This window comes from Calidifontibacillus oryziterrae, from assembly GCF_000331575.1.
Taxonomy (GTDB): Bacteria; Bacillota; Bacilli; order Bacillales; family Bacillaceae_J; genus Calidifontibacillus_A; species Calidifontibacillus_A oryziterrae.
Map to the genome: position 1 here is coordinate 806,639 of NZ_KB223527.1, position 24,475 is coordinate 831,113.

Annotated in this window: 29 protein-coding genes and 3 pseudogenes; 4 read left to right on the forward strand and 28 right to left on the reverse strand. The window is 35.0% G+C overall.

Going from position 1 to position 24,475, the window contains the following annotated elements; genetic code table 11:
• Positions 1-8: 8 nt before the first annotated feature.
• Entirely contained in the window at positions 9-422 is a 414-nt protein-coding gene (locus D612_RS0112655; protein ID WP_026092496.1) for a deoxycytidylate deaminase, read from the reverse strand.
• 81 nt (positions 423-503) lie between these two features.
• Positions 504-1,133: a helix-hairpin-helix domain-containing protein gene (locus D612_RS0112660; protein ID WP_017755854.1), complete on the reverse strand. Its 630-nt coding sequence runs from the start codon at positions 1,131-1,133 to the stop codon at positions 504-506.
• A 127-nt stretch (positions 1,134-1,260) separates the two neighbouring features.
• Here D612_RS0112660 and comER point away from each other — a divergent pair, with 127 nt between their 5' ends.
• Complete coding sequence (comER, locus tag D612_RS0112665; protein ID WP_017755855.1) at positions 1,261-2,088, forward strand: late competence protein ComER; 828 nt, start codon at positions 1,261-1,263, stop codon at positions 2,086-2,088.
• A 151-nt stretch (positions 2,089-2,239) separates the two neighbouring features.
• Here the strand turns inward: comER and D612_RS0112670 are convergent, their stop codons facing one another.
• From D612_RS0112670 to D612_RS0112705, 8 genes are all read right to left on the reverse strand, one after another.
• Complete coding sequence (locus tag D612_RS0112670; protein WP_017755856.1) at positions 2,240-3,004, reverse strand: class I SAM-dependent DNA methyltransferase; 765 nt, start codon at positions 3,002-3,004, stop codon at positions 2,240-2,242.
• Positions 2,985-3,341, reverse strand: a complete 357-nt coding sequence (gene rsfS, locus D612_RS0112675) for a ribosome silencing factor (protein ID WP_017755857.1) — start codon at positions 3,339-3,341, stop codon at positions 2,985-2,987. Before rsfS ends, D612_RS0112670 begins: the two co-directional genes overlap by 20 nt.
• Complete coding sequence (gene yqeK / locus D612_RS0112680; protein WP_017755858.1) at positions 3,334-3,918, reverse strand: bis(5'-nucleosyl)-tetraphosphatase (symmetrical) YqeK; 585 nt, start codon at positions 3,916-3,918, stop codon at positions 3,334-3,336. The genes rsfS and yqeK overlap by 8 nt, the downstream gene beginning before the upstream one ends.
• Complete coding sequence (locus D612_RS0112685) at positions 3,905-4,474, reverse strand: nicotinate-nucleotide adenylyltransferase (RefSeq protein WP_026092498.1); 570 nt, start codon at positions 4,472-4,474, stop codon at positions 3,905-3,907. Before D612_RS0112685 ends, yqeK begins: the two co-directional genes overlap by 14 nt.
• 7 nt (positions 4,475-4,481) lie before the next feature.
• A complete protein-coding gene (yhbY, locus tag D612_RS0112690) occupies positions 4,482-4,772 on the reverse strand; it encodes a ribosome assembly RNA-binding protein YhbY (RefSeq protein ID WP_017755860.1) in 291 nt (96 codons plus the stop codon).
• Positions 4,773-5,609: a shikimate dehydrogenase gene (gene aroE / locus D612_RS0112695; RefSeq protein WP_017755861.1), complete on the reverse strand. Its 837-nt coding sequence runs from the start codon at positions 5,607-5,609 to the stop codon at positions 4,773-4,775.
• Between the two features lie 74 nt (positions 5,610-5,683).
• Positions 5,684-6,790 carry a ribosome biogenesis GTPase YqeH gene (yqeH, locus tag D612_RS0112700; RefSeq protein WP_017755862.1) on the reverse strand — a complete coding sequence of 369 codons (1,107 nt, stop codon included), beginning with the start codon at positions 6,788-6,790 and terminating at the stop codon, positions 5,684-5,686.
• A 2-nt stretch (positions 6,791-6,792) separates the two neighbouring features.
• Positions 6,793-7,314 carry a YqeG family HAD IIIA-type phosphatase gene (locus D612_RS0112705; RefSeq protein WP_324603078.1) on the reverse strand — a complete coding sequence of 174 codons (522 nt, stop codon included), beginning with the start codon at positions 7,312-7,314 and terminating at the stop codon, positions 6,793-6,795.
• 392 nt (positions 7,315-7,706) lie between these two features.
• Between D612_RS0112705 and sda the strand changes: the two genes are divergently transcribed.
• Positions 7,707-7,847 (forward strand): sporulation histidine kinase inhibitor Sda, encoded by a 141-nt coding sequence (sda, locus tag D612_RS0112710; RefSeq protein WP_017755864.1) that lies wholly within the window; start codon positions 7,707-7,709, stop codon positions 7,845-7,847.
• Positions 7,848-7,895: 48 nt separating this feature from the next.
• On the opposite strand, the gene D612_RS0112715 is transcribed toward sda, so the two are convergent.
• From D612_RS0112715 to sigK, 5 genes are all read right to left on the reverse strand, one after another.
• Positions 7,896-9,188 (reverse strand): ArsB/NhaD family transporter, encoded by a 1,293-nt coding sequence (locus tag D612_RS0112715; protein WP_205619899.1) that lies wholly within the window; start codon positions 9,186-9,188, stop codon positions 7,896-7,898.
• A 59-nt stretch (positions 9,189-9,247) separates the two neighbouring features.
• On the reverse strand, positions 9,248-9,709 hold the full coding sequence (locus tag D612_RS0112720; protein ID WP_017755866.1) for a hypothetical protein: 462 nt from the start codon (positions 9,707-9,709) through the stop codon (positions 9,248-9,250).
• Between the two features lie 64 nt (positions 9,710-9,773).
• On the reverse strand, positions 9,774-10,556 hold the full coding sequence (locus tag D612_RS0112725; protein WP_017755867.1) for a phosphatidylserine decarboxylase: 783 nt from the start codon (positions 10,554-10,556) through the stop codon (positions 9,774-9,776).
• Between the two features lie 162 nt (positions 10,557-10,718).
• Positions 10,719-11,597 carry a NapH/MauN family ferredoxin-type protein gene (locus D612_RS0112730; RefSeq protein ID WP_017755868.1) on the reverse strand — a complete coding sequence of 293 codons (879 nt, stop codon included), beginning with the start codon at positions 11,595-11,597 and terminating at the stop codon, positions 10,719-10,721.
• A 174-nt stretch (positions 11,598-11,771) separates the two neighbouring features.
• On the reverse strand, positions 11,772-12,485 hold the full coding sequence (sigK, locus tag D612_RS0112735; protein WP_017755869.1) for an RNA polymerase sporulation sigma factor SigK: 714 nt from the start codon (positions 12,483-12,485) through the stop codon (positions 11,772-11,774).
• A 238-nt stretch (positions 12,486-12,723) separates the two neighbouring features.
• Here sigK and D612_RS0112740 point away from each other — a divergent pair, with 238 nt between their 5' ends.
• Both D612_RS0112740 and D612_RS19095 read left to right on the forward strand, forming a co-directional pair.
• A complete protein-coding gene (locus D612_RS0112740) occupies positions 12,724-13,779 on the forward strand; it encodes a metal ABC transporter solute-binding protein, Zn/Mn family (protein ID WP_017755870.1) in 1,056 nt (351 codons plus the stop codon).
• A gap of 192 nt (positions 13,780-13,971) precedes the next feature.
• On the forward strand, positions 13,972-14,130 hold the full coding sequence (locus tag D612_RS19095) for a DUF1540 domain-containing protein (RefSeq protein ID WP_017755871.1): 159 nt from the start codon (positions 13,972-13,974) through the stop codon (positions 14,128-14,130).
• 112 nt (positions 14,131-14,242) lie between these two features.
• Here the strand turns inward: D612_RS19095 and D612_RS0112750 are convergent, their stop codons facing one another.
• The 13 genes and pseudogenes from D612_RS0112750 to D612_RS19105 form a co-directional block, all read right to left on the reverse strand.
• Positions 14,243-14,689, reverse strand: coding sequence for a Dps family protein (locus D612_RS0112750; protein WP_017755872.1), 447 nt, complete (start codon positions 14,687-14,689; stop codon positions 14,243-14,245).
• Between the two features lie 193 nt (positions 14,690-14,882).
• On the reverse strand, positions 14,883-15,911 hold the full coding sequence (cydB, locus tag D612_RS0112755) for a cytochrome d ubiquinol oxidase subunit II (protein WP_017755873.1): 1,029 nt from the start codon (positions 15,909-15,911) through the stop codon (positions 14,883-14,885).
• Positions 15,901-17,250: a cytochrome ubiquinol oxidase subunit I gene (locus tag D612_RS0112760; RefSeq protein WP_017755874.1), complete on the reverse strand. Its 1,350-nt coding sequence runs from the start codon at positions 17,248-17,250 to the stop codon at positions 15,901-15,903. The genes cydB (D612_RS0112755) and D612_RS0112760 overlap by 11 nt, the downstream gene beginning before the upstream one ends.
• Before the next feature lie 358 nt (positions 17,251-17,608).
• A complete protein-coding gene (gene cydB / locus D612_RS0112765; RefSeq protein ID WP_017755875.1) occupies positions 17,609-18,637 on the reverse strand; it encodes a cytochrome d ubiquinol oxidase subunit II in 1,029 nt (342 codons plus the stop codon).
• Positions 18,627-19,463 (reverse strand): annotated as a pseudogene (locus tag D612_RS18345) (cytochrome ubiquinol oxidase subunit I); the annotation flags it as partial. The gene cydB (D612_RS0112765) and the pseudogene D612_RS18345, both read right to left, overlap by 11 nt.
• Positions 19,464-19,472: 9 nt before the next feature.
• A pseudogene (locus D612_RS18350) lies at positions 19,473-20,256 on the reverse strand (cytochrome ubiquinol oxidase subunit I); the annotation flags it as partial.
• Positions 20,257-20,625: 369 nt separating this feature from the next.
• A complete protein-coding gene (locus D612_RS0112775; protein ID WP_017755876.1) occupies positions 20,626-20,964 on the reverse strand; it encodes an ASCH domain-containing protein in 339 nt (112 codons plus the stop codon).
• Positions 20,965-20,991: 27 nt separating this feature from the next.
• Positions 20,992-21,507 (reverse strand): TlpA family protein disulfide reductase, encoded by a 516-nt coding sequence (locus D612_RS0112780; protein WP_017755877.1) that lies wholly within the window; start codon positions 21,505-21,507, stop codon positions 20,992-20,994.
• A 72-nt stretch (positions 21,508-21,579) separates the two neighbouring features.
• A complete protein-coding gene (locus D612_RS19100; RefSeq protein WP_017755878.1) occupies positions 21,580-21,711 on the reverse strand; it encodes a CcmD family protein in 132 nt (43 codons plus the stop codon).
• Between the two features lie 91 nt (positions 21,712-21,802).
• Positions 21,803-22,972: pseudogene (locus tag D612_RS0112790) on the reverse strand (cytochrome ubiquinol oxidase subunit I); the annotation flags it as partial.
• A 369-nt stretch (positions 22,973-23,341) separates the two neighbouring features.
• The gene (locus D612_RS0112795; protein ID WP_017755876.1) at positions 23,342-23,680 is read right to left on the reverse strand and encodes an ASCH domain-containing protein; all 339 of its coding nucleotides are present in this window, start codon (positions 23,678-23,680) and stop codon (positions 23,342-23,344) included.
• A gap of 27 nt (positions 23,681-23,707) precedes the next feature.
• Complete coding sequence (locus D612_RS0112800; RefSeq protein WP_017755877.1) at positions 23,708-24,223, reverse strand: TlpA family protein disulfide reductase; 516 nt, start codon at positions 24,221-24,223, stop codon at positions 23,708-23,710.
• 72 nt (positions 24,224-24,295) lie between these two features.
• On the reverse strand, positions 24,296-24,427 hold the full coding sequence (locus D612_RS19105) for a CcmD family protein (protein WP_017755878.1): 132 nt from the start codon (positions 24,425-24,427) through the stop codon (positions 24,296-24,298).
• Positions 24,428-24,475: the final 48 nt, after the last annotated feature.

Genomic DNA, 24,475 nt, shown 5'->3' on the forward strand with positions numbered 1-24,475 from the left:
ATCAGTTTTTAATCTTTAATTCGAATTACTTCTATATCTTTTAAGAAATATTGATTCCATTTATTTTCATAAGCATTTTCAAAAACAATTTTCTTTATTCCTGATTGTGCAAGTGTTTTTGCACAATTTTCACAAGGTTCATGTGTCACGTATGCAGTAGCCCCTTTTAAGTCATCTCTCTCTGCATGTAGTACCGCATTTACTTCAGCGTGAATTGTACGGATACACCTACCTTGTTCATTAATCAAACAACCTACATCCTCACAATGATCATGCCCGTGAATAGAGCCATTATAACCAGTAGAAATAATATGCTTTTCCTTTACAATTACACATCCAACACTTAACCGTGGACAAGTAGAACGGGTCGCCACTTCGCGGGCAATATCTAGAAAGTATTTGTCCCAATTTTTTCTAGGCATCATAAATAACCTCTTTTCAATTAATATAAAGTAAGTGTAGCTATTTTTTTAGATAATCGTCAATATATTTCTACAAGTCTTCTACCGTACAGTAATTTCATCTACAATCTTTTCCAATGACTTTTCACCTATACCGGAAACATTTAATAAATCATTTATTGTTTGAAATCTTCCGTGTTCTTCTCGGTATGTAATAATACTTTCTGCTTTGGACGGCCCAATACCTTGCAAACGTTGTAATTCCTCAACTGTAGCGGTATTAATATTTATTTTATTATGATCATTTTGACCATTAAGATTTACTTTAACATCTATATTTTCGCCAATTTTCGGTACATAGATGACCATCTCATCTTGAAGGCGAGCTGCTAAATTTATTTTAGTCTGATCAGCGTCTGCAGCAAATCCCCCAGCCATATTTATTGCATCCAACACCCTACTTCCTTCTAGCAATTCATAAACATTAGGTTGCAAAACTGCCCCCTTTACATCAACGATAATATACAATTCAGGCAAATCACCATTACTATCCGTCTGCTCAGTTATTTGTAATTCAGATGATAATGATTCAGTGAAATCTAGTATCTCTGTACTAGAATCTTCATCAGAATGGATATCGTTTTGTGTAGTAAAAACAGTGAATAAAATGATCGCTGCCAATACTATGAGTATTGGCTTCAAATATTTGGTAAGTAGTGATTTTATTTCCATACCATATAATCTCCTTTTACAAAGTTTAATGTATACAGTAGTAGCTACATCAAGTTTGTGCATATTTTTTCAATGCCATCATAGATATAGATAAAGGAACCTGTTTTGTTTAGGGGGGGAAAGAGCATTGAATATCGGTATTGTTGGAACTGGAAACATGGGCAAAATCCTAATTGATGCATTTCTCATATCATCTGCAGTTACAGAACAACAGTTATTTATAATAAATCGTTCAAAAGCTAAAGCTGAACATATAAAATGTGTGTATCCTAACATTCAAGTTATGAATTCAGTAGAAGATGTAATCAACCATTGCGATTTCATTTTCATTTGCGTGAAACCAGTCGACATATACTCGCTTCTTCAACAATGTCATACTACAATAAGAAAGGAGCAATGTATTATTTCGATCACCAGTCCAATCAGTGTAAAACAACTCGAATCAGTTGTACCTTGTTCCGTTGCTCGAGTCATACCTAGTATTAATAATCGTGTTTTAAGTGGAACTTCATTGCTTACTTTTGGGGAAAGCTGTAAGTATCATCATCAAAAGACGATCATACAATTAATGGAGAAAATTTCAGCACCCGTTGTGATTGAGGAAGAATTTACAAGAGTTGCTTCAGATATTACAAGTTGCGGACCAGCATTTTTTACATTTTTACTACGAAGATTTATTGAAGCAGCGGTTAATGAAACACAAATTCCAGAAGAGCAAGCAAGCTTACTAGCTACCAAAATGTTGATAGGAATGGGACAATTGATTGAACAGGAAGTTTACACATTAGAAACATTGCAAGAAAAAGTATGTGTAAAAGGCGGAATTACTGGTGAAGGAATTAAAGTACTCGAAGCCGAAGTGGGACAAATGTTTCATCATGTTATTCAAGCAACACATGCCAAGTTTTTTGATGAAAAGAAAAAAATCTCGGAGCAGTTTGGAATAATTAATTAATTCGTTATCGGAATTCAATATTCCTGCAATTTATCAAAAAAACCGAGAAAGTTCAATCTCTCTCGGTTTTAACTTTTTCCCCTATTATAGAATTGTACCTCTGATTAATATTACTAGATTAGTACTAAATCTGTTCTATGGCTTTTTTGTTCTAAGGTCTACGAACAACAAAAAAAATCCTTTCTGCTGTTTCCCATGGGCTTTTTTCAGTAAAATCAGCCGTTATTTCCAGAACATTAAAACCGATAACTTCTAGCCATTGTTTATACTGGCTAATCGGAAAGGCCCGCTGATAATGAAGTTCATCAAATCGTTCATATAGCCTATTCTGTTTTACAAAAAATGTCAGTTCATGCTCGACAGAATAGGGTGTTTCACCTTCAAAGCAATTCCATATATAAGCAATGTCGTCACCATTACTACAATACGATTGACCAATAAACAATTCCTCAATCTTATAAAGAGAATGAACATCAAATAAAAATAAACCTCCAGGAACGAGATAATGAAAGACATTTTGGAATGTTTGTTTGACATCCTCTTCTATTACTAAATAATTTAAAGAATCGCAAAAAATTCCGATGCAATCAAATGGCTTGAACCCTTCAAATTCCCGCATATCTTGTAGAAAATAAGCAACACTTACACCAGATTGTTCAGACTTTCTATTCGCTACTGCCAGCATATCCTCGGATAAATCAATTCCCGTTACGTTAAAACCCTTTTTTGCCAAAGGGATAGAAATTGCTCCTGTTCCACAACCAATGTCTAGAAAACGATTTCCACCATTTCCGTACTTTTTCATCATTTTCTCAACATAATCAATCCAGTTATTATAAGGGACATCATTCATCAGCTCATCATAAAGTAAAGCAAAGCTTCTATAAGCAGTCATATTATTGGGTAAGTCTTTCATGAATATTTACACGAGGAGCATCTCCCCAGAGACGTTCTAAATTATAATAGATTCTTTCATCACGATGAAAAATATGAACGATCACATCTTCTAAATCTATAAGTATCCAACGAGCCTCATCAAACCCTTCTAAACGCTTAACATTTAATCCGCTTTCATTTGCCTTTTCCTTTACCTCACGGGCAATTGCTTGGACTTGCTTTTCAGAATTCCCGTGGCAAATAATAAAATAATCAGCGACTAATGATACCCCTCTCATATCTAACACAGTAATATCTTCTGCCTTTTTATCATCAGCTGCTTTCGCGGCAATGTACAAAATATCCTGTTCAGTCATTAAAGGTAATTCCTCCTTTTTCTACTTTTATTAACGAATTGTATGTTTCCAATGTATCTGGATAAATTAGCTCACTTTTATCTAACAAAAATTTTATCGTATTTTTTAAGGCGGTAACAACAGCTGCATTTAAGCTTTGTTCTGCTATATTTCTTACAGCTTCAACTCCCGGAAAGCTTCTTCCTGGTTCAATATAATCAGCTAAAAAAATAATTTTATCAAGCGTATTCATTTGTTTGTTTCCGGTAGTATGATAGCGAATCGCCTGTAACACCTCTTCATCAGTGATACCTACTTCGGTTTTGACTAAATATGCACCAACTGGAGCATGCCACAATTCAGAATGAAAATCGAGTAACATTTCAGGCATTTTTTGATCGATAATAATAGCTTTCATCTCCTCTACAGGACGAAACTTAGCGTAATCGTGAAATATTGCGGCTAGCTCAGCCTTTTTAGTATCAACTCGATACTTTTGGGCTAAATTAAGAGCCGACTCCATTACACCTAATGTGTGCTCATATCGTTTACTTGTCAATTGTTGTTTGACAATTTGTAATGCCTTACTTCGCTCCATATAAATTTTTCTCCTCAATATATTGTTTCACAAGATCCGGTAAAAAATATTTCGTATTTTGCTTATTTTTAAAGCGGTCACGAAGCTGCGAAGAAGAAATCTCAAATTGCGGGACTTCTACTTCAATTATCGGATAATTGGACTTTACTTTGAAACTTGGACGTTTCACTCCGACAAATTGAACTTGTCTAACAAGTTCTTCAATATGCTGCCAATTTGGCAAATATTCTACCATATCAGCGCCAATAATAAAATAGAACTCAGCTTTAGGATACCTTTTCTGTAATAATCCGATTGTTTCATATGTATAAGAGGGACCTGAACGCTCAAATTCGATTGTCTGTAAAAAGAAATTAGGATTGTCGTCAATTGCTCTTTTTACCATTTCAATGCGTTCTTCACCTTTAGTTTTAGCGTTTTCTTTGTGCGGTGGTACATTTGTAGGCATAAACCATATTTCATCAAGCTGTAAGGCTGTTAAAACCTCCTGGGCTATAATTAAATGACCATAGTGTGGAGGATCGAATGTACCACCCAATATTCCAACCTTCACTATTATCACCTCACGGAAGTTCAATTTGTTTATTTTCAGAGGATTCTCTATAAATAACGATAATATTCCCGATAATTTGTACAAGCTCTGCACCTGAGCGAGATGATATTTCTCTTGCAACTTCATCCCGATCATCTTCACAATTTTGCAGGATGCTTACTTTAATTAATTCGCGAGCCTCTAATGCTTCACCAATTTGTTTCACCATATTCTCATTAACCCCACCCTTTCCAACTTGAAAAATTGGGTTTAAATGGTGTGCTTTTGCACGCAAAAACCGTTTTTGTTTTCCTGTTAACATTTAGTTTCCTCCTAGTTGTGTTCTCACAATTTTCTCCATCCCTTTAAAATCAGGCTTTTGACCTGTCCAGAGCTCAAAAGCAAGTGCACCTTGGCCAACAAACATTCCAACACCATTTTGAACGACCCCACCTAAACTGCGACCAAGCTTTAACCATTTTGTTTCAATTGGATTATAAATAATATCACTAAGTATTGTTCCAGCTTTCATATTTTTTAAATCAATAGGAATCATCCCAGTTTGTGGGCTCATCCCAACAGATGTAGTATTAATAATAATTTCATAATTGAACAGATTTTTTTCTGCTTCAATAATAGATAAAGCATTGGATGTTATCGGAAAAGAACAGGAGGCAATTAGCTCGTTTGCTTTTTCTACTGTTCTATTTGCAATATCAATGTGCTGGACTCCTAGTCGCGCAAGTGTAATATAAATTCCTCTAGCGGCCCCACCAGCTCCGACCAATAACATCTTTTTATGTAAAACGGAGTCACCAGCTAGTTGCATAAGTGATACAACAAACCCTTTTCCATCAGTGTTATAGCCAATAAGTTTACCATTTTTATTAACGACAGTGTTGACTGCGCCAATTTGTTTCGCTTCCTCATCGACCTCATCTAAATATTGGATGACATTTACTTTATGTGGAATAGTAATGTTAAATCCTGATATTCCTAAAACACGAATCCCTTGAATGGCAGCTTCCAAGTCTTTTGGATGAACATCAAATGCATGATAATGTCCATCAATGCCTAAATTCGCAAATTGGTCATTATGCATAAACGGCGACATCGAATGCCCGACTGGATGACCGATTAATCCAAATAATTTCCCCACTTTACCCCCAACTTTCAATATTCATTAATTCTGATAGGTATCATTATTGATAGTCCATAGTAATATTATAGAGATCAGATTAACGATTGTCTTATTGTGACCCCTACTCCATTCGGAGCATACGCAATTACTTTTGATCCAGGTTCATTACATGTAATCCATCCTAATCCATGAAATACAATATCTGTTTTCGCTTCTTTGATGGTAAATTCCTGTTTTTGCAGTGGTGGCAATTCCTGTGCTTTTTCTCCAAATGGTGGTTGTAACAGCTCACCTAAATGCTCCTTATAAAGCTGCTCAGCCTTTTCTATCTTTGTTCTATGTATATTTAATTCATTTGATACGTAGCATGTAAATGATTTTCTACCACCAGCTATATAGTCAAATCTTGCTAGTCCACCAAAAAACAACGTTTGACCTTCATTCAATTGAAAAATCCTCGGTTTAATTTCTTTTTTCGGAGAAATGATTTTGAGACCTTTCTCATCAACAAAATGTGCCATTTGATGGTGATTAATTATTCCAGGAGTATCATATAACGTTGCTCCATCATCCAAAGGTACACCAATCAGATCTAATGTAGTGCCTGGAAACTGTGATGTTGTGATTACATTGTCTTCGCCACTAAATTCTTTTATAATCCGATTAATGAAAGATGATTTACCTACATTTGTTGCACCAACAACATAAACATCTTTTCCTTCTCTATACATATCAATTTGCTCAGCTAACTCTTTTACTCCTTCACCCTTCGAAGCACTTATTAAATATACTTCCTCTGGTTTAAGACCTAACTGTTTTGCAGAATATTTCATCCATTGTATAAGCTTAGATCTTTTTACGGATTTAGGTAATAAATCGACCTTATTTCCAACTAGAATGATTTTATTTTTGCCAATAAAACGATGTAACCCTGGCAGCCAACTGCCATTAAAATCAAAAATATCAACAATTTTTACTACTAGAGAAGTAGAATAGCCAATGTTGTTTAAGATTTTTAAGAAATCATCATCTGTTAAGGAAACATCTTGAATTTCATTATAATGCTTTAACCGAAAACACCGTTGACAAATTAAGATTTCGTTCTTTAATGCCGATGGAGGAGCATAACCTACTTCGGCCTTGTTCTCAATTTGAATTTTGACACCACAGCCGGAACAATATTGTACTTCATTATCCAAACCTATTCCTCCCAATAAATCATGCCTTTTTTTCTCATATAATTAAGGATAGACCTTTCAATTTTTCGATTAATTCTTGTAAAAAAGCCATCTGTTTGCGCGACTGGAACAACAAGGATAGTATGCATACCTGATCGATTCCCGCCCAATACATCAGTTAAAAGCTGATCACCAACTACGACAATTTCCTCTTTTTTTAGCTTCATATCCTTTAAAGCTTTACGGAATGCTCGTCCCATCGGTTTTCTTGCCTCATATATATAATCAACTCCTATAGGATCAGAAAATTGTTTAACACGCTCCTGATTATTATTTGAAACAATAGTGATAATGATCCCTTGTTCTTTCATTTCTTGAAACCATTTTTTCAACTCAGGTGTTGCCTCAGGGCGATCCCATTCCACAAGGGTGTTATCTAAATCAGTAATAACCCCTTTTATTCCTCTTTTTTTTAGCTCTTCTGCTTTAATTTTAAAAATATCTTTCACATGCTCATCTGGCAAAAATAATTTTAGCAATCCCAACACCCCATAAAATGTTTCAACTTCATGTTCTCTACTAATAATAGCTAAACTATTTGCTAGTTTCAAAACATAAATCACTATTTTATATAAATTTGTCGAAATAGTGAAAACCGAAAAAACTTTTCGACAAGAAAGTAAAAAATTTCACATATGTGGATAACTTTATACACATTATTAACAGTTGATTTCGAAGGGATTATTCACATTATAAACATAATACCCACAAGTTATCCACTGCTACCTGTGGATATGTAGAACGGTTGTTCTATTAAAAAAATCATGGTAATGTATAAATACAAGATACAAATATACATTATATGCATAAAAAGTAAAATTATGACAATAAACAATTCTCTATTAGGAGGTGAATGGCCAGCACCCCTGGCTAAAAAATGAGAACATTATCTGACGAATTGCTGATTGAATCATTTTATAAGGCCATCGAACTAAACTTAAATCCAGATTTCATCCAACTCATTCAAACAGAAATTGATCGTCGCCATTTAAATAATAAAATTAGAAAAACTTCGTAAGAACATGGAAACATCCTGCCCAAATGGAACAGGATGTTTTTTCTCTTATTACATAAATGCTGTAAGATATCTAAAATACACATAAACATGTGCAATAATCAAGGCTACTAGTGTTAACGGTGCTCCGATTTTTAAGAAATGTAAATAACTGAAGCCATGTCCTTCACGTGAAGCCATCCCTGCAACAATTACGTTTGCAGATGCCCCAATCAACGTACCGTTCCCCCCAAGACAAGCTCCTAAAGATAGCGACCACCATAAAGCATTAATCTCTGGAGCATCGATTGAATAGCCCATACCTGTAGCCATATCTTGAATTAACGGAATCATCGTTGCAACAAACGGAATATTGTCAATCGTCGCTGATGCGATTCCGGATACCCACAATATTAAAATTGCCGCTGTCGGAATATTTCCACCAGTTAAGTCTAATGCTTGTTGTGCTAAGCTTTTAATAACACCAACGTCAACAAGACCACCTACTAATGTAAATAAACCTGCAAAGAAGAAAATTGTTACCCATTCAACACTATGGAAGACTTCCTCTAAGTCATGTTCCTTCACACCAATTAGCATTAAAACGGTTGCGCCACCAAGCGCAACAACAGCTGCCTCTAAATGAAGCACTGAATGAAGAACAAACCCCAAAATGGTACATCCAAGAACAATCAATGATTTTTTCAAAAGAACTTGGTCTTTAATATATTCTTTCTCATTTAACTGCATAAGTTTTGCTTTTTGTTCTTCTGTTACTTGTAGCTGCTTGCGATAAATAAAGTAAATAATTACTAATGTGACTCCAATAATGATAAGTACAACTGGGGTTAAATTAATTAAGAATTCGTTGAACGTCAAATGCTTAATAGCGTTTCCAATCATAATATTAGGTGGATCACCGATTAATGTAGCCGTTCCGCCAATATTAGAAAATAGTACTTCTGAAATTAAAAACGGAACAGGATTTACCCCTAAAAGTCTAGTAATTGAGAATGTAACAGGAACTATTAATAACACCGTTGTCACGTTATCAAGAAAAGCTGATGCTACAGCTGTTAGTAATGATAAAATGATTAGTATTTTAATTGGATCTCCTTTAGCTACCTTCGCTGATTTTAAAGCGACAAACTGGAATACACCAGTTTTACTAGTTATCCCTACTAAAATCATCATACCTACTAATAAAGTGATTGTTCCCCATTCGATATGATGTGTAAATGCGGCTTCTAAATCGACAATTTTAAAAGCGATCATTAAAAATGCACCTAATAGTGCAATGACAGCGCGATTTATTTTTTCAGAGATAATGAATGCATATGTAACTAAGAAAATAATAACCGCCATATATATTTGGAAATTAGAAACTTCCTGTACTACCGAATGCTCCACCTTATCAACCCCTTTTATTTTTCTTTATATATTTTCTTCAGTTGACTTTGCAAAAGTTCAACTTCTCCTCCATCTAGTGGGCATTTAAGTGCTTGTTGCTTAACATCCAAATCTTGAACTAGAAATTCGAATTGACAGCTCTTACATTTAAATTCAAGCAAACGATCAATAATAATTTTTGATGGAATACCTTGTTGATTTGTATCTATTAACTCAATATGAACACTAGGGTCGCTATTATCCTCAGCAATCATTTTTCCATCGATTTCATCCTTCGTTCGCCACCCTCGATCAATAAGATGTGATTCTAACTCATGGTGTGACGCTTCAGCAATTAGTTTCTTCCCAAGCTCCATAAGTTGCTCATTTGTTAACGATTCAAAGCTTACGTCTTCCCCGAGCTTTTTCCAATAGCTTCGCAGTTGATTCTCAGTTGCTACTAATTGGGCGATCTTATTTACAAGGACGTTTTTCATTATTTATACCCTCCTTACCTAAATTTTCAAATAACAATATGATTATAATTTATCAACATATGACCTATTTTTGAAGGAAAACTCCTATCCTTTGTCCCATTTTAACTCTTTCTCCCTTCAGTTCTTTTAGCGGTAAAAAGCAGTCCTTTTCAAATAGTAATACAACTGTAGAACCAAAGGAAAAATATCCGATTTCATCACCTTTTTGTAGGATATCATTTGGATGGGTTAGGGTAATGCTATTGATAAATAATGCACCAACCTTTGCAATAGCTATAAATCTATTATCCTGTTCGACTTCAGATATCATTCGATAATTTTTTGACAGTGGGGCTCGTCCGTACTTCAATCCCCATGAATTTACCGGATATGATTTCCCCCCAACCTCCCATTGAGACCGAATTGTACCTGATATTGGACTATGAATTCGGTGATAATCTTTCGGACTTAAATATAAAATCATATAAATTCCATTTTCATATTTTATAAATTTTTCATCGTTTCCTAGCATTTCTTTTATCGAGAATATTTGTCCTTTAACAACAATATCTTTTTGTTGGTTAATTATTCCTATATCCTCAACTAAGGCATCCACAGGACTGATGACACTATTAGGTTCGAAATTAATTGGACGTGCATCACTTTTTAGTGTACGAATGAAAAAATCGTGTAAACTATTATATTGATCTCTTGGATTTGCCGCTTCCGTTTCATCAATATTAAAAGCTTTGATAAAAGAAGGAATTAATGAACGACTCACTTTTGAAGTAGCAAACAATTTAATTAGTTTTGAAATAAAAATATTATTTGTTAAGTCAATTAATAAACGATAGAAAAACTTTATCACACTAGATCCTCCATACTAATTTATGTTATCACTTATAAACTAATTTTATCGAAGTTCAAATTATTTTAATCATACAATGTTCAAAATAAAGACTCAAGCAACACTTCATCAAAGAACAAGTAAAGCTCAAAACAAATTTGTTTTGAGCTTTTTTGAACCTTTCTATGCTTCAAAATATTTTTTCCTAAGTTGTTGAAATGAGCTTACACGAATTGGATCATGTTTTTTTAATGTAATCGAAAGTGCTTCTACTGGACAATTATCAACGCATTTACCACATAAGTTACAGTCCGCATCGTTTACATACGTTGTTATGCGATTAATTCCAGGCTCTAAAATTTCAGGGTCAGATAAACAAACTGAACGGCATTGGTCACACCCTAAACAAAGATTATGGTCAAATTTCACTCTGAACAAGCCCAGTTTGCCAATGGATTGATACATTCCACCTAGCGGACAAAGATAACGACACCATCCCCGCCTACTCACAACTAAATCATATAATACTATAGCCAAAACTATCAGTAACCCGATCGTTGTTGTTAGTACAAGGCTTCTCATTGTATTTCCAATCGGTGAAATGATTTCAAAAACAGGAATTCCAATTAAAAATGAAAGAATTAAGGTAATAATCGCTATATATATCTTGGTATGCCTGTCCATTGGCTTATCAGGCAACGGAATATAATTGCGGATTTTATCAGTCATCTCTAATAATGTATTTATAGGACAAACCCAGCTACAAAATACTCGTCCTTTTATTAATGCATAAAAAGCAAATATAATTAAGGCCCCACCAAGAAAACCCCATTGAATCTGCTTGGAAGCTAAAGTAACTTGTAATGCAGCAAACGGATCAGTGAGCGGAATTCCGAAAATTTCCGAGGAAGCTAAAGTCCCATAAAAAAAATTTTCACCCTCTACCTCGACTAATACCAAGGGTGACAAAAACCATAAAAGAATGAATCCTTGGACAATATGACGTGCAATCGACCATTTTTTGACTCTTTTTTTCTTCAACTTTTGCTGTTTATTTTGCATGATAAATCCCCCAAATTTGGATTTATTAAAATATTACTTTCATCTTACAACTAGGGGTATCGGATATATGTGATTTTCATCACGTTTCCGAAGCTGTAACACTTTTGTCATAAGGATGTCAAATTTTTTTCGATATACTTTTTGTATAAAATATGCCCAGCATAATGCTGGGCTTTACTTTCCTCTTTTCTTCCGCTCATTTCGAAAAAATTCATGAAAAAGCTTCATCAGCGCTCTCTTTTCAATTCTTGACACATAACTTCTTGATATCCCTAGTTCTTTGGCAATTTCACGTTGAGTTTTCTCCTGCTTCATATCGAGACCAAATCTCCCGACAATAACCTCCTTTTCGCGATCATCTAATATGTGAATATAATCATTGATTTTTTCAAGCTCCATTAATAGTTGAATCGTGTCAACAACGTCCTCATTTTCAGATTTTAGTATATCTATCAGGCTAATCTCATTACCTTCTTTATCCTGACCAATTGGGTCATGTAGTGAAACATCCTTCTTCGTTTTTTTCAAAGCACGGAGATGCATCAGTATTTCATTCTCAATACATCTTGCTGCATAAGTTGCTAGCTTTGTACCTTTGCCGTATGAATAACTTTCTATCGCTTTAATTAATCCAATTGTACCGATTGATATTAAGTCCTCTGCATCTTCTCCTGTATTCTCAAATTTCTTGACAATATGTGCAACAAGGCGGAGATTGTGTTCAATAAGGCGATTACGTGCTTCCATATCCCCTTTTTCCATTAATATTAGGTATTTTTTCTCGTCCTTTTCCGATAATGGTTGTGGGAAGGCATTGTTCTTTACATAAGAGACTAGGAAAAACAATTCTTTCAATAGATAACTCATTGCAGCAATAATTGATGACACATCTTCACCTCCAACAATATAGGTATTCGCCTAATTAATCTTATGCGAAGGCAAGAATGTCCGTGCCTGTACTTATTCGAAAACAAAAACAATAATTAGCTAAAGCTTTTGTATCATAGCAATTAAAATACTTTGTTTACTTTAAAAAATCGATTACAAATCGGAATCTTTTCGGTTTGCAAAACGTAATAATTACGATATAATAATCGGTGTTATATAGAAGGGGGATAATTTTCGAATGAAATTGAGCATTTTTTTAGAAAAAACAAAAGGTTTATTGTTATTAATTTTTGTATTATTAGTTGGCTTTGGTTGTTCAACTTCTGATATAGGAATGCAGTCAACTGAAAACAGTAATGAAAATGACACATTACAAATTTATACAACGTTATATCCTTTAGAAGACTTCACGAAAAAAATTGGTGGTGATCATATTGAAGTTAAGAGTATCATTCCACCTGGTGTAGATCCACACTCTTTTGAGCCTTCAACAAAATCTATGATCGATATTGCTAAAGCAGATGCATTTATATATAGCAGTCAGACAATGGAACAATATGCAGCTGAGATTTCAGAATCACTGAAAAATGAAGAAGTTGCAATAGTCGAAGCTGCTGATGGAATTGAAATGATTGAACATCACCACGAGGAAGAGAACAACACCAATCATGAAGAACATTATTCTCGTCCGAATGATATCACCCATAAAGAAGATGGCGGTGAAATTATTGATGACCATCAAGCAGATGAGAGTCACGAACACGCACACGATGATTTCGATCCCCATGTCTGGATGGATCCAATTCTTTCAATAAAGCTTTCTGAGAACATTAAAAATATGCTAGTCGAACTGAAACCAGCAGCAAAAAATGAGTTTGAATCTAATTTCCAATCCCTAAAGCAACAATTAGAAAAATTGGATCATGAATTTCATGTAATGGTCGGCCAAAAGAAAGATCCAAAAATCCTTGTTTCTCATGCTGCATATGGGTATTGGGAGAATAACTACGGAATTAAGCAAATTGCTGTCACAGGACTTTCACCAACAAATGAACCGTCTCAAAAACAACTGGAGGATATTATTCAAACAGCAAAGGAAAATAATATTAAATATGTGATTTTTGAAAAAAACATTACAACAAAAATAACTGAAATTGTAAAAAACGAACTAAAAGCTGAGGCGTTATATCTTCATAATCTTGCAATTTTAACTGATGAAGACATCAAAAGGAAGGATGATTATTTTTCTTTAATGAGAAAAAACATTGAAACGTTAGATCAAGCAATGAAATAGCCTATAAAAGGACCGAATTTGGTCCTTTTTAAATTCACATTTATAAAATTTAAAAATTAATACGTATATTGATAATGATAATCATTCATAATAAGTAATAATAGGTATTTTTTGCATAAGTATATCTCCAGAAAGCGTTGGTTATTATAGTACTGTAATACGATACCAACATTAAGAAGGAGATGATTGTAAATGGCACAAGACGTATTATGTGAAGTAAGCAATTGTACGTACTGGGCAAAAGGTAACAAGTGTGCAGCTGAATCCATCTATGTCGTAAGTAATAAAGGTGAGCAAGCCACAAATTCAACTGAAACTGACTGCAAAACATTTGAACCACAAGGAATATAAAACAATAATCATTTAACAATGACCCGGGGGAATCTTCCTTCCGGGTTATTGTTCCCCAAAAAACAAAGGGTAAAGCCCAAGATTGGACTTTACCCTACTTCGCTATAAAAACCTACTCCACTGCTTTACCTAAAAATGCTTTTAACATCCAAACATGCTTTTCAAGACTACCATGAATAGCTAGCAACATATCCCCAGTAATTTCATCATCTTGTTCTTCTGCTAACGCCATTCCTTCTTTTAATTCAGCAACTACATTTGAGAAATCCTTTATTAGTGTTTGTACCATTTGTTCTGCTGTTTCTTCTCCTGTTGCTTCTTCAATTGAGGACATTTCTAAACAACCCTTCATTGTTGCAACTGGTTGTCCACCTATTGTTAATAGGCGTTCAGCTAACTCATCGATATGTAAATTTGCTTCGTCATAAAACTCTTCAAATTTTGTGTGTAGAGTAAAGAAATGTCCACCTTTTACATACCAATGATAATTATGAAGCTTTACATAAAGTACGCTCCAATTTGCAATCTGTTTGTTTAATACATCTGTAAGTTGAGCCATAGAATCATCCCCTTTTTTTATAGTCCTATTTATGATTTCCAATAGGTATACATTTAAACATTACCAAATATTTCTTTAAATTAATGTGACAATTTTGTAAACTTTTTATAAAAAAAGCATCAGATGGAGTTAGCTGCCCCACTGATGCAAAGTAATAGTCAGAATAAATACGTATATTTTTATTAATATTCTATTATTGATATCCTTTTGCCGTTTCCTTCAATATTTTTTCCTTAAAGACGCGGTAGCTCCATAATTGATATCCAATTACAATTGGTACACATATAAGGGCGACAATAAGCATAATTGTTAAGTTCAGCTGACTACCTGCGGCATCAAATAAGTTTGTACTAAAAGCTGGGTCAATTTTGGAAGGCAGCATATTCGGGAACATTCCAATAAAGCCTGTTGCCATCAGTGAAAATATTGTTACACATACAGCCGTAAACGCTAATCCTATGCGCTCCTTTAAGACAAACCAAATGACTCCTAAGCTTGCAACCATTGCGAGTGCAGGAACAATCCATAAAACTGGTATGGCTGTATAGTTTTCAAATATCGGTGTTCGATTTGCTGTTGCTACTAGAAAAATGGCCACAACTGCAGCAGTTATCATTGCAAAAGATTTTGTTAACTTCATCGCTCTTTCAGCTACTTCACCTATAGTCTTTAGCTGTACCCATAATGAGCCCGATAGCAAGAACATAACGACAAACAAGATTCCACCTAATAAACCATATGGATGTAACAAACTCAACAAGGTTCCTTCATAGCCTCCTTCACCAATTAGTAAGCCATCAAAAAGATTAGCGAAAGCGACTCCAAATAGTAATGCTATTAATCCACTTGCGACAAAGAACGCCCACTTCCACATTGTTTGCCACTTTTCAGAATCATCCTTATGCATAAATTCCAATCCAGCTGCCCTAAAAAATAATGCAAACAGGATCAACATTAAAGGCGTATACAAGAAACTAAACATATTAGCATACGTTAATGGAAAGGCGGCAAACGTTGCACCACCAGCCGTAATTAACCATACCTCATTCCCACCCCAAAAAGGGCCAATTGCTTCTTGAAGTTGATTTCTTTCCAGTTTGTTTTTAGTCAAAAATGGAAATAACATCCCTGTACCTAACGCATAACCATCTAAAACAAAATAAACCGCCCAAAGTAATCCCCATAAACCAAACCAGATGATTGCTAGCATATCATGAGACATGTTTCATTCCTCCTACAGTTGCTGCATCTAAAACCTCGGGACCTTTTTTTGCATATTTAACAAGTAAATATACATCTGCAATAATTAAGATCGTATAAAATACAACTAGACCACTTAAAGAGAAAATAATTTGTGATAAAGAGATTGGTGAAACTCCTTCTGCTGTTTTCATTAATCCGTATACAACCCACGGTTGACGGCCTACCTCGGCAACGATCCAGCCTAAATTGATAGCTACATATGGAAGAAGAATTGAATATAACGTTGTTTTTAAATATCTTGGTGAATCTAATAGTCTATCCTTTCTATATAAGTAGTAGCCGTACCAGGCAATCGCTAAAAATAGTAAGCCTAGTGCAACCATTATTCGGAAGCTATAAAACACTAGGTTAACGGGTGGTCGTTCATCTGCAGGTATATCCTTCAAACCTGTAATCTCACCGTTAAAGCTATTTGTATAGAAAAAGCTTCCTAGCTTTGGTATCGATATAGCTTCAACGGCATTGCGCTCATTGGCAGGATCCGGAATTTGCAAAATATGAAATGGTGCTCCTTGTTCTGTTTCCCAAATAGCCTCCATTGCTGCACCTTTCGCTGGTTGGACACTTGCGACGTACGTACCGTTTTTATGACCGATAAACGGTGTCAACGTTGTTGCAACTAATGCCATAATCAACCCATATTTAAATGACTTTTTGAAGAAATCCACTTCATTTTTTCGTAATAAATGATATGCACTAATTCCCATGACAAAAAACGCACCGACGATATAACAAGCAATTACTGTGTGGAAAAACATATGCCATACATATGGATTGGTTAATACTGCACCAAAGTTTTCTAACTCGACGCGGCCATTTCTTAAAACATAGCCTACCGGATTTTGCATAAACCCGTTCGCAGTAATAATCCAAACAGCTGAAATGTTTGTGCCTAGCGCTACCATCCAAATTGCAAAGGCGCGCATTTTCGGAGAAAGCCGATCCTTTCCGAACAGCCAAATTCCAATAAAGGTTGATTCTAGGAAGAACGCTACTAATGCTTCAATCGCTAGGGGCGAACCAAAAATGTCCCCCATATACTTTGAGTACTCCGACCAGTTCGTACCAAATTGAAATTCCATTGTAATACCAGTCACAATACCGAGAACAAAGTTTATTGAAAATAATTTTCCCCAAAATCTTGCCATCCGATCATACATTGGATCTAATGTTGTTGCATATTTCGTTTGCATCATTGCTACTAGAATTACTAATCCAATAGTTAAAGGTACAAACAAGAAATGATAAATTACTGTAATTCCAAACTGCAAACGACTTAGTAATAAAACCTCATCCATTAAATAAATACCTCCATTAGTTCATAATGTTTAATTAATTAAACTAATTATTATTTAATATCCAATACTTGTTTAAATCGTGTTTAAACTGTGTTGCTTTGTCGAAATTTCTGTTACAACTTTTTGTCCAAGTTGTATTATCAAATACGCTAAGTTAATTGTTCATTGTTGTATTTTCGGCAGTTGTAGTTGCTTAATCTTAGGAATTCCGTATATTTTGAAAAAGTAGTGGTTAGAAAGAGAAATAAACGGAGATTTGAAGATAGAATAAAAAATAGTCATGAGGATTTTAGAGATTCCTCATGACTATATATTTATTTCTATATAACTAAAGATCCTTAATAATATTTAGTCACTTTTATTGGTATCCTTTTGCTGTTTCCTTTGTAATTTTATCTTTAAAGACCCGGTAGCTCCATAATTGATATCCGATTACAATTGGTACACATATAAGGGCAACAATTAACATAATCGTTAAGTTCAGCTGACTACCTGCAGCATCAAACAGATTTGTACTATACGCTGGATCAATTTTGGAAGGCAGCATATTCGGGAACATTCCAATAAAGCCTGTTGCCATCAGCGTAAATATTGTTACACATACAGCCGTAAACGCTAATCCTATACGCTCCTTTATGACAAACCATATGGCACCTAAACTGGCAACCATCGCGAGCGCTGGAACAATCCATAAAACAGGCATAGCTGCATAATTTTCAAATATTGGTGTACGATTACCTGTCGCTACTAGAAAAATGGCAACAATTGCTGCTGTTACAATTACGAATGGTTTTGCCAGTGCAGCAGCTCTATCGGCAACAACTCCACTTGTTTTCAGTTGCACCCATAATGATCCAGATAGCAAGAATATAACGACAAACAAGATTCCACCTAATAAGCCATATGGATGTAACAAACTCAATAAGTTTCCTTCATAGCCTACTTCACTAATTAGTAAGCCATCAAAAAGGTTGGCAAAAGCAACTCCGAATAGTAACGCTATCAATCCACTTGCGACAAAAAATGCCCACTTCCACATCTTTTGCCACTTTTCAGAATCATCCTTATGCATAAATTCCAATCCAACTGCCCTAAAAAACAACGCAAACAGGATGAACATTAATGGCGTGTACAAGAAACTAAACATATTCGCATACGTTAATGGAAAGGCGGCAAACGTTGCACCACCAGCTGTAATTAACCACACCTCATTTCCACCCCAAAAAGGACCAATTGCTTCTTGAAGTTGGTTTCTTTCCTGTTTGTTTTCAGATATGAATGGAAATAACATACCAGTCCCTAACGTATATCCGTCTAAGACAAAATAAACAGCCCAAAGTAATCCCCATAAACCGAACCAGATAATAGCTAACATATCATGAGACATGTTTCATTCCTCCTTCGGTAACACCTTCTAAGGCATCGGGGCCTTTTTTTGAATATTTAATAAGCAAATATACATCCGCAATAATCAAGATCGTATAAAATATTACAAGTCCACTTAAAGAAAAGATAATTTGTGATAAAGAAATTGGCGAAACCCCTTCTGCTGTTTTCATTAATCCGTACACTGCCCATGGCTGACGTCCTACCTCAGCAACGACCCAACCTAAATTGATAGCTACATATGGAAGAAGAATTGAATATAACGTTGTTTTTAAATACTTTGGTGAATCTATTAATTTATCTTTACGATCTAAATAAAAACCATACCAAGCAATTGCTAAAAATAATAATCCTAAAATAACCATAATTCGGAAACTATAAAATACAAGATTAACGGGTGGTCGTTCATCTGCAGGTATATCCTTCAAACCTGTAATCTCACCGTTAAAGCTATTTGTATAGAAAAAGCTTCCTAGCTTTGGTATTGAAATTGCTTCAACTAAGTTCCGCTCATTATCAGGGTCTGGAATTTGCAAAATATGAAATGGTGCTCCTTGTTCTGTTTCCCAAACAGCCTCCATCGCTGCACCTTTCGCTGGTTGAACACTTGTTACGTAAGTACCGTTTTTATGACCGATAAACGGTGTTAATGTTGTTGCAACTAATGCCATAATCAACCCATATTTAAATGACTTTTTAAAGAAATCAACTTCATTTTTCCGTAATAGATGATACGCACTAATTCCCATGACAAAAAACGAACCGACAATATAACAAGCAATTACTGTGTGGAAAAACATATGCCATACATACGGATTGGTTAATACTTGGTGCTCCTTGTTCTGTTTCCCAAATAGCCTCCATTGCTGCACCTTTCGCTGGTTGAACACTTGTTACGTAAGTACCGTTTTTATGACCGATAAACGGTGTTAATGTTGTTGCAACTAATGCCATAATCAACCCATATTTAAATGACTTTTTAAAGAAATCAACTTCATTTTTCCGTAATAGATGATACGCACTAATTCCCATGACAAAAAACGAACCGACAATATAACAAGCAATTACTGTGTGGAAAAACATATGCCATACATACGGATTGGTTAATACTGCTCCAAAGTTTTCTAACTCGACGCGGCCATTTCTTAAAACATAGCCTACTGGATTTTGCATAAACCCGTTCGCAGTAATAATCCAAACAGCTGAAATGTTTGTGCCTAGCGCTACCATCCAAATTGCAAAGGCGCGCATTTTCGGAGAAAGCCGATCCTTTCCGAACAGCCAAATTCCAATAAAGGTTGATTCTAGGAAGAAGGCTACTAATGCTTCAATCGCTAGCGGTGAACCAAAAATGTCCCCCATATACTTTGAGTACTCCGACCAGTTCGTACCAAATTGAAATTCCATCGTAATACCGGTCACAATACCAAGAACGAAGTTAATCGCAAATAATTTCCCCCAAAATCTTCCCATCCGATCATACATCGGATCTAGTGTTTTGGCGTATTTTGTTTCCATTATAGCTACTAAGATGACTAAACCTATTGTGAGGGGTACAAATAAAAAGTGATATATTACTGTGATTGCGAACTGCAGTCGACTTAATAATAGTATTTCCACTTGCTCATCCCTCCCTAAATTTATTAGGATAAAAACTTATCCTTACTTATAATGTAACAATTTCCATATGATAAAACTGTGTTGGGATTGTAGAATTTTGTCGAAATTTTTGTTACGTAATTATCAAGGTTTTGAAAATTGTGATAAATTCGCTCGACAATTAAAATAAGAAAATTTACCATAAATATTTCAAGAAACTTTTATAGCTATGAGGAGATTAGCAAATCCTTTATTTCACCTAAAAGAATTTTTCTAGACTTTACAATAGTTATTATTCTACAGTTCTAGCCTTCTATTACAAAAAGCTTGCCAAAAACACAAAACTCCCCTGCCGAAATAACAATTGGCAAGGGAGTGCGTCAACTATCTTTAGTTAATCTTTTTTAATTCATGAACCCAGTAAAGCTTTTCCGGTTCCCATTTCAACGTCGTAATTTTATGGCAGTCCTGAACATGTTGGCGATACTCTTCTATTGATTTGTAGCCTTCCTTGTTCGCATCTTCATTCGTCATATCTTTATTAGCTTGCTGATACACTGAGGTGATTTGATAATGGCTACCTTTAAGTTCCAGCACTTCTCCAACCTCTGCAAATTTGCCATGACGACGTACTGCTGTTTTTTCTCCACTTATTACTTTGGTTACATCCATTTCATTCGTAATAAGATTTTCAATCTGTAGTTTGATTCCTGTAGGGTGACCTGCCATGTTGTACATTCCTTTCCGAAAAAATAATTAATATCCGTTCATCTTTATTAAACTAATTCTTGCTGCTAAATCTTCAGCAGTAGTTGGGCCAATAATCTTATCACGAATTACTCCATTCGGGTCAATTATTAGTGTTTCTGGTTGCCCTACCACATTATATATTTTTGAGATTTTATCATCTTTATCTAGTAAATACGGGGAAGTTGTCTTGTATTCTTCAATAAAATCCTGAACTCGTTTTTTTGGTTCTCCGCGGTCAATAATTAATAGCGGGGATTCATCAGCATATTTCTGTTCATATAACTCTAGCTCCGGTGCTTCTTCCACACACGGTGCGCACCATGTTGCAAAAAAGTTAACGACAACAAATTTACCTCTATAATCAGAAAGCTTATGAATAGTACCGTTTGTATCTTCAAGTTCAAAGTCGTACGCTACATCGCCAACCTCAACAATTTCAACGCCATTAATTCCTTTAGCTAAAAAGAAAAATATAGCAACAACAAATACTAACACACCAATTTGGATGACCTTTTTATTCAAATTCCGGCACCTCCTCAAAAATAACGAAAGGGAGCCTGGCAATCTTTCTTTTACCAAGCGAACTTCCCTTTATTAATTGGATTTTTCAAGCTCTTCAATAAAATCTATTTCCTTAACAATTTTGCTTTGTCGTTTACCTAACACAACCATATATGCTGCGATTAATACCCAAATAATTGCGTATGCAGAAAATACATATCCCATTTTTGTTTCCTCCTTTAATTAATACAATCTATCCATTATCTAATTAAGAAAATCTTTGCATCTTACTAAGATAATTTATTCATCAATTTTTCTTGAACATGCTTTTTGTAACCCATGGCTGACGTCCTACCTCAGCAACGACCCAACCTAAATTGATAGCTACATATGGAAGAAGAATTGAATATAACGTTGTTTTTAAATACTTTGGTGAATCTATTAATTTATCTTTACGATCTAAATAAAAACCATACCAAGCAATTGCTAAAAATAATAATCCTAAAATAACCATAATTCGGAAACTATAAAATACAAGATTAACGGGTGGTCGTTCATCTGCAGGTATATCCTTCAAACCTGTAATCTCACCGTTAAAGCTATTTGTATAGAAAAAGCTTCCTAGCTTTGGTATTGAAATTGCTTCAACTAAGTTCCGCTCATTATCAGGGTCTGGAATTTGCAAAATATGAAATGGTGCTCCTTGTTCTGTTTCCCAAACAGCCTCCATCGCTGCACCTTTCGCTGGTTGAACACTTGTTACGTAAGTACCGTTTTTATGACCGATAAACGGTGTTAATGTTGTTGCAACTAATGCCATAATCAACCCATATTTAAATGACTTTTTAAAGAAATCAACTTCATTTTTCCGTAATAGATGATACGCACTAATTCCCATGACAAAAAACGAACCGACAATATAACAAGCAATTACTGTGTGGAAAAACATATGCCATACATACGGATTGGTTAATACTGCTCCAAAGTTTTCTAACTCGACGCGGCCATTTCTTAAAACATAGCCTACTGGATTTTGCATAAACCCGTTCGCAGTAATAATCCAAACAGCTGAAATGTTTGTGCCTAGCGCTACCATCCAAATTGCAAAGGCGCGCATTTTCGGAGAAAGCCGATCCTTTCCGAACAGCCAAATTCCAATAAAGGTTGATTCTAGGAAGAAGGCTACTAATGCTTCAATCGCTAGCGGTGAACCAAAAATGTCCCCCATATACTTTGAGTACTCCGACCAGTTCGTACCAAATTGAAATTCCATCGTAATACCGGTCACAATACCAAGAACGAAGTTAATCGCAAATAATTTCCCCCAAAATCTTCCCATCCGATCATACATCGGATCTAGTGTTTTGGCGTATTTTGTTTCCATTATAGCTACTAAGATGACTAAACCTATTGTGAGGGGTACAAATAAAAAGTGATATATTACTGTGATTGCGAACTGCAGTCGACTTAATAATAGTATTTCCACTTGCTCATCCCTCCCTAAATTTATTAGGATAAAAACTTATCCTTACTTATAATGTAACAATTTCCATATGATAAAACTGTGTTGGGATTGTAGAATTTTGTCGAAATTTTTGTTACGTAATTATCAAGGTTTTGAAAATTGTGATAAATTCGCTCGACAATTAAAATAAGAAAATTTACCATAAATATTTCAAGAAACTTTTATAGCTATGAGGAGATTAGCAAATCCTTTATTTCACCTAAAAGAATTTTTCTAGACTTTACAATAGTTATTATTCTACAGTTCTAGCCTTCTATTACAAAAAGCTTGCCAAAAACACAAAACTCCCCTGCCGAAATAACAATTGGCAAGGGAGTGCGTCAACTATCTTTAGTTAATCTTTTTTAATTCATGAACCCAGTAAAGCTTTTCCGGTTCCCATTTCAACGTCGTAATTTTATGGCAGTCCTGAACATGTTGGCGATACTCTTCTATTGATTTGTAGCCTTCCTTGTTCGCATCTTCATTCGTCATATCTTTATTAGCTTGCTGATACACTGAGGTGATTTGATAATGGCTACCTTTAAGTTCCAGCACTTCTCCAACCTCTGCAAATTTGCCATGACGACGTACTGCTGTTTTTTCTCCACTTATTACTTTGGTTACATCCATTTCATTCGTAATAAGATTTTCAATCTGTAGTTTGATTCCTGTAGGGTGACCTGCCATGTTGTACATTCCTTTCCGAAAAAATAATTAATATCCGTTCATCTTTATTAAACTAATTCTTGCTGCTAAATCTTCAGCAGTAGTTGGGCCAATAATCTTATCACGAATTACTCCATTCGGGTCAATTATTAGTGTTTCTGGTTGCCCTACCACATTATATATTTTTGAGATTTTATCATCTTTATCTAGTAAATACGGGGAAGTTGTCTTGTATTCTTCAATAAAATCCTGAACTCGTTTTTTTGGTTCTCCGCGGTCAATAATTAATAGCGGGGATTCATCAGCATATTTCTGTTCATATAACTCTAGCTCCGGTGCTTCTTCCACACACGGTGCGCACCATGTTGCAAAAAAGTTAACGACAACAAATTTACCTCTATAATCAGAAAGCTTATGAATAGTACCGTTTGTATCTTCAAGTTCAAAGTCGTACGCTACATCGCCAACCTCAACAATTTCAACGCCATTAATTCCTTTAGCTAAAAAGAAAAATATAGCAACAACAAATACTAACACACCAATTTGGATGACCTTTTTATTCAAATTCCGGCACCTCCTCAAAAATAACGAAAGGGAGCCTGGCAATCTTTCTTTTACCAAGCGAACTTCCCTTTATTAATTGGATTTTTCAAGCTCTTCAATAAAATCTATTTCCTTAACAATTTTGCTTTGTCGTTTACCTAACACAACCATATATGCTGCGATTAATACCCAAATAATTGCGTATGCAGAAAATACATATCCCATTTTTGTTTCCTCCTTTAATTAATACAATCTATCCATTATCTAATTAAG

What these genes read in the sequence shown, in the direction of transcription:
- D612_RS0112760 (WP_017755874.1), bottom strand. Translation starts at nt 17,250, where the DNA reads ATGGATGAGGTTTTATTACTAAGTCGTTTGCAGTTTGGAATTACAGTA.
- D612_RS19100 (WP_017755878.1), bottom strand. Translation starts at nt 21,711, where the DNA reads ATGGGATATGTATTTTCTGCATACGCAATTATTTGGGTATTAATCGCA.
- D612_RS0112740 (WP_017755870.1), top strand. Translation starts at nt 12,724, where the DNA reads ATGAAATTGAGCATTTTTTTAGAAAAAACAAAAGGTTTATTGTTATTA.
- D612_RS0112795 (WP_017755876.1), bottom strand. Translation starts at nt 23,680, where the DNA reads ATGGCAGGTCACCCTACAGGAATCAAACTACAGATTGAAAATCTTATT.
- D612_RS19105 (WP_017755878.1), bottom strand. Translation starts at nt 24,427, where the DNA reads ATGGGATATGTATTTTCTGCATACGCAATTATTTGGGTATTAATCGCA.
- D612_RS0112660 (WP_017755854.1), bottom strand. Translation starts at nt 1,133, where the DNA reads ATGGAAATAAAATCACTACTTACCAAATATTTGAAGCCAATACTCATA.
- D612_RS0112715 (WP_205619899.1), bottom strand. Translation starts at nt 9,188, where the DNA reads ATGGCGGTTATTATTTTCTTAGTTACATATGCATTCATTATCTCTGAA.
- rsfS (WP_017755857.1), bottom strand. Translation starts at nt 3,341, where the DNA reads ATGACTGAACAGGATATTTTGTACATTGCCGCGAAAGCAGCTGATGAT.
- yhbY (WP_017755860.1), bottom strand. Translation starts at nt 4,772, where the DNA reads ATGTTAACAGGAAAACAAAAACGGTTTTTGCGTGCAAAAGCACACCAT.
- D612_RS19095 (WP_017755871.1), top strand. Translation starts at nt 13,972, where the DNA reads ATGGCACAAGACGTATTATGTGAAGTAAGCAATTGTACGTACTGGGCA.
- D612_RS0112730 (WP_017755868.1), bottom strand. Translation starts at nt 11,597, where the DNA reads ATGCAAAATAAACAGCAAAAGTTGAAGAAAAAAAGAGTCAAAAAATGG.
- D612_RS0112775 (WP_017755876.1), bottom strand. Translation starts at nt 20,964, where the DNA reads ATGGCAGGTCACCCTACAGGAATCAAACTACAGATTGAAAATCTTATT.
- cydB (WP_017755875.1), bottom strand. Translation starts at nt 18,637, where the DNA reads ATGTCTCATGATATGTTAGCTATTATCTGGTTCGGTTTATGGGGATTA.
- D612_RS0112670 (WP_017755856.1), bottom strand. Translation starts at nt 3,004, where the DNA reads ATGAAAGACTTACCCAATAATATGACTGCTTATAGAAGCTTTGCTTTA.
- sda (WP_017755864.1), top strand. Translation starts at nt 7,707, where the DNA reads ATGAGAACATTATCTGACGAATTGCTGATTGAATCATTTTATAAGGCC.
- D612_RS0112750 (WP_017755872.1), bottom strand. Translation starts at nt 14,689, where the DNA reads ATGGCTCAACTTACAGATGTATTAAACAAACAGATTGCAAATTGGAGC.
- D612_RS0112720 (WP_017755866.1), bottom strand. Translation starts at nt 9,709, where the DNA reads ATGAAAAACGTCCTTGTAAATAAGATCGCCCAATTAGTAGCAACTGAG.
- D612_RS0112655 (WP_026092496.1), bottom strand. Translation starts at nt 422, where the DNA reads ATGCCTAGAAAAAATTGGGACAAATACTTTCTAGATATTGCCCGCGAA.
- yqeK (WP_017755858.1), bottom strand. Translation starts at nt 3,918, where the DNA reads ATGGAGCGAAGTAAGGCATTACAAATTGTCAAACAACAATTGACAAGT.
- cydB (WP_017755873.1), bottom strand. Translation starts at nt 15,911, where the DNA reads ATGTCTCATGATATGCTAGCAATCATCTGGTTTGGTTTATGGGGATTA.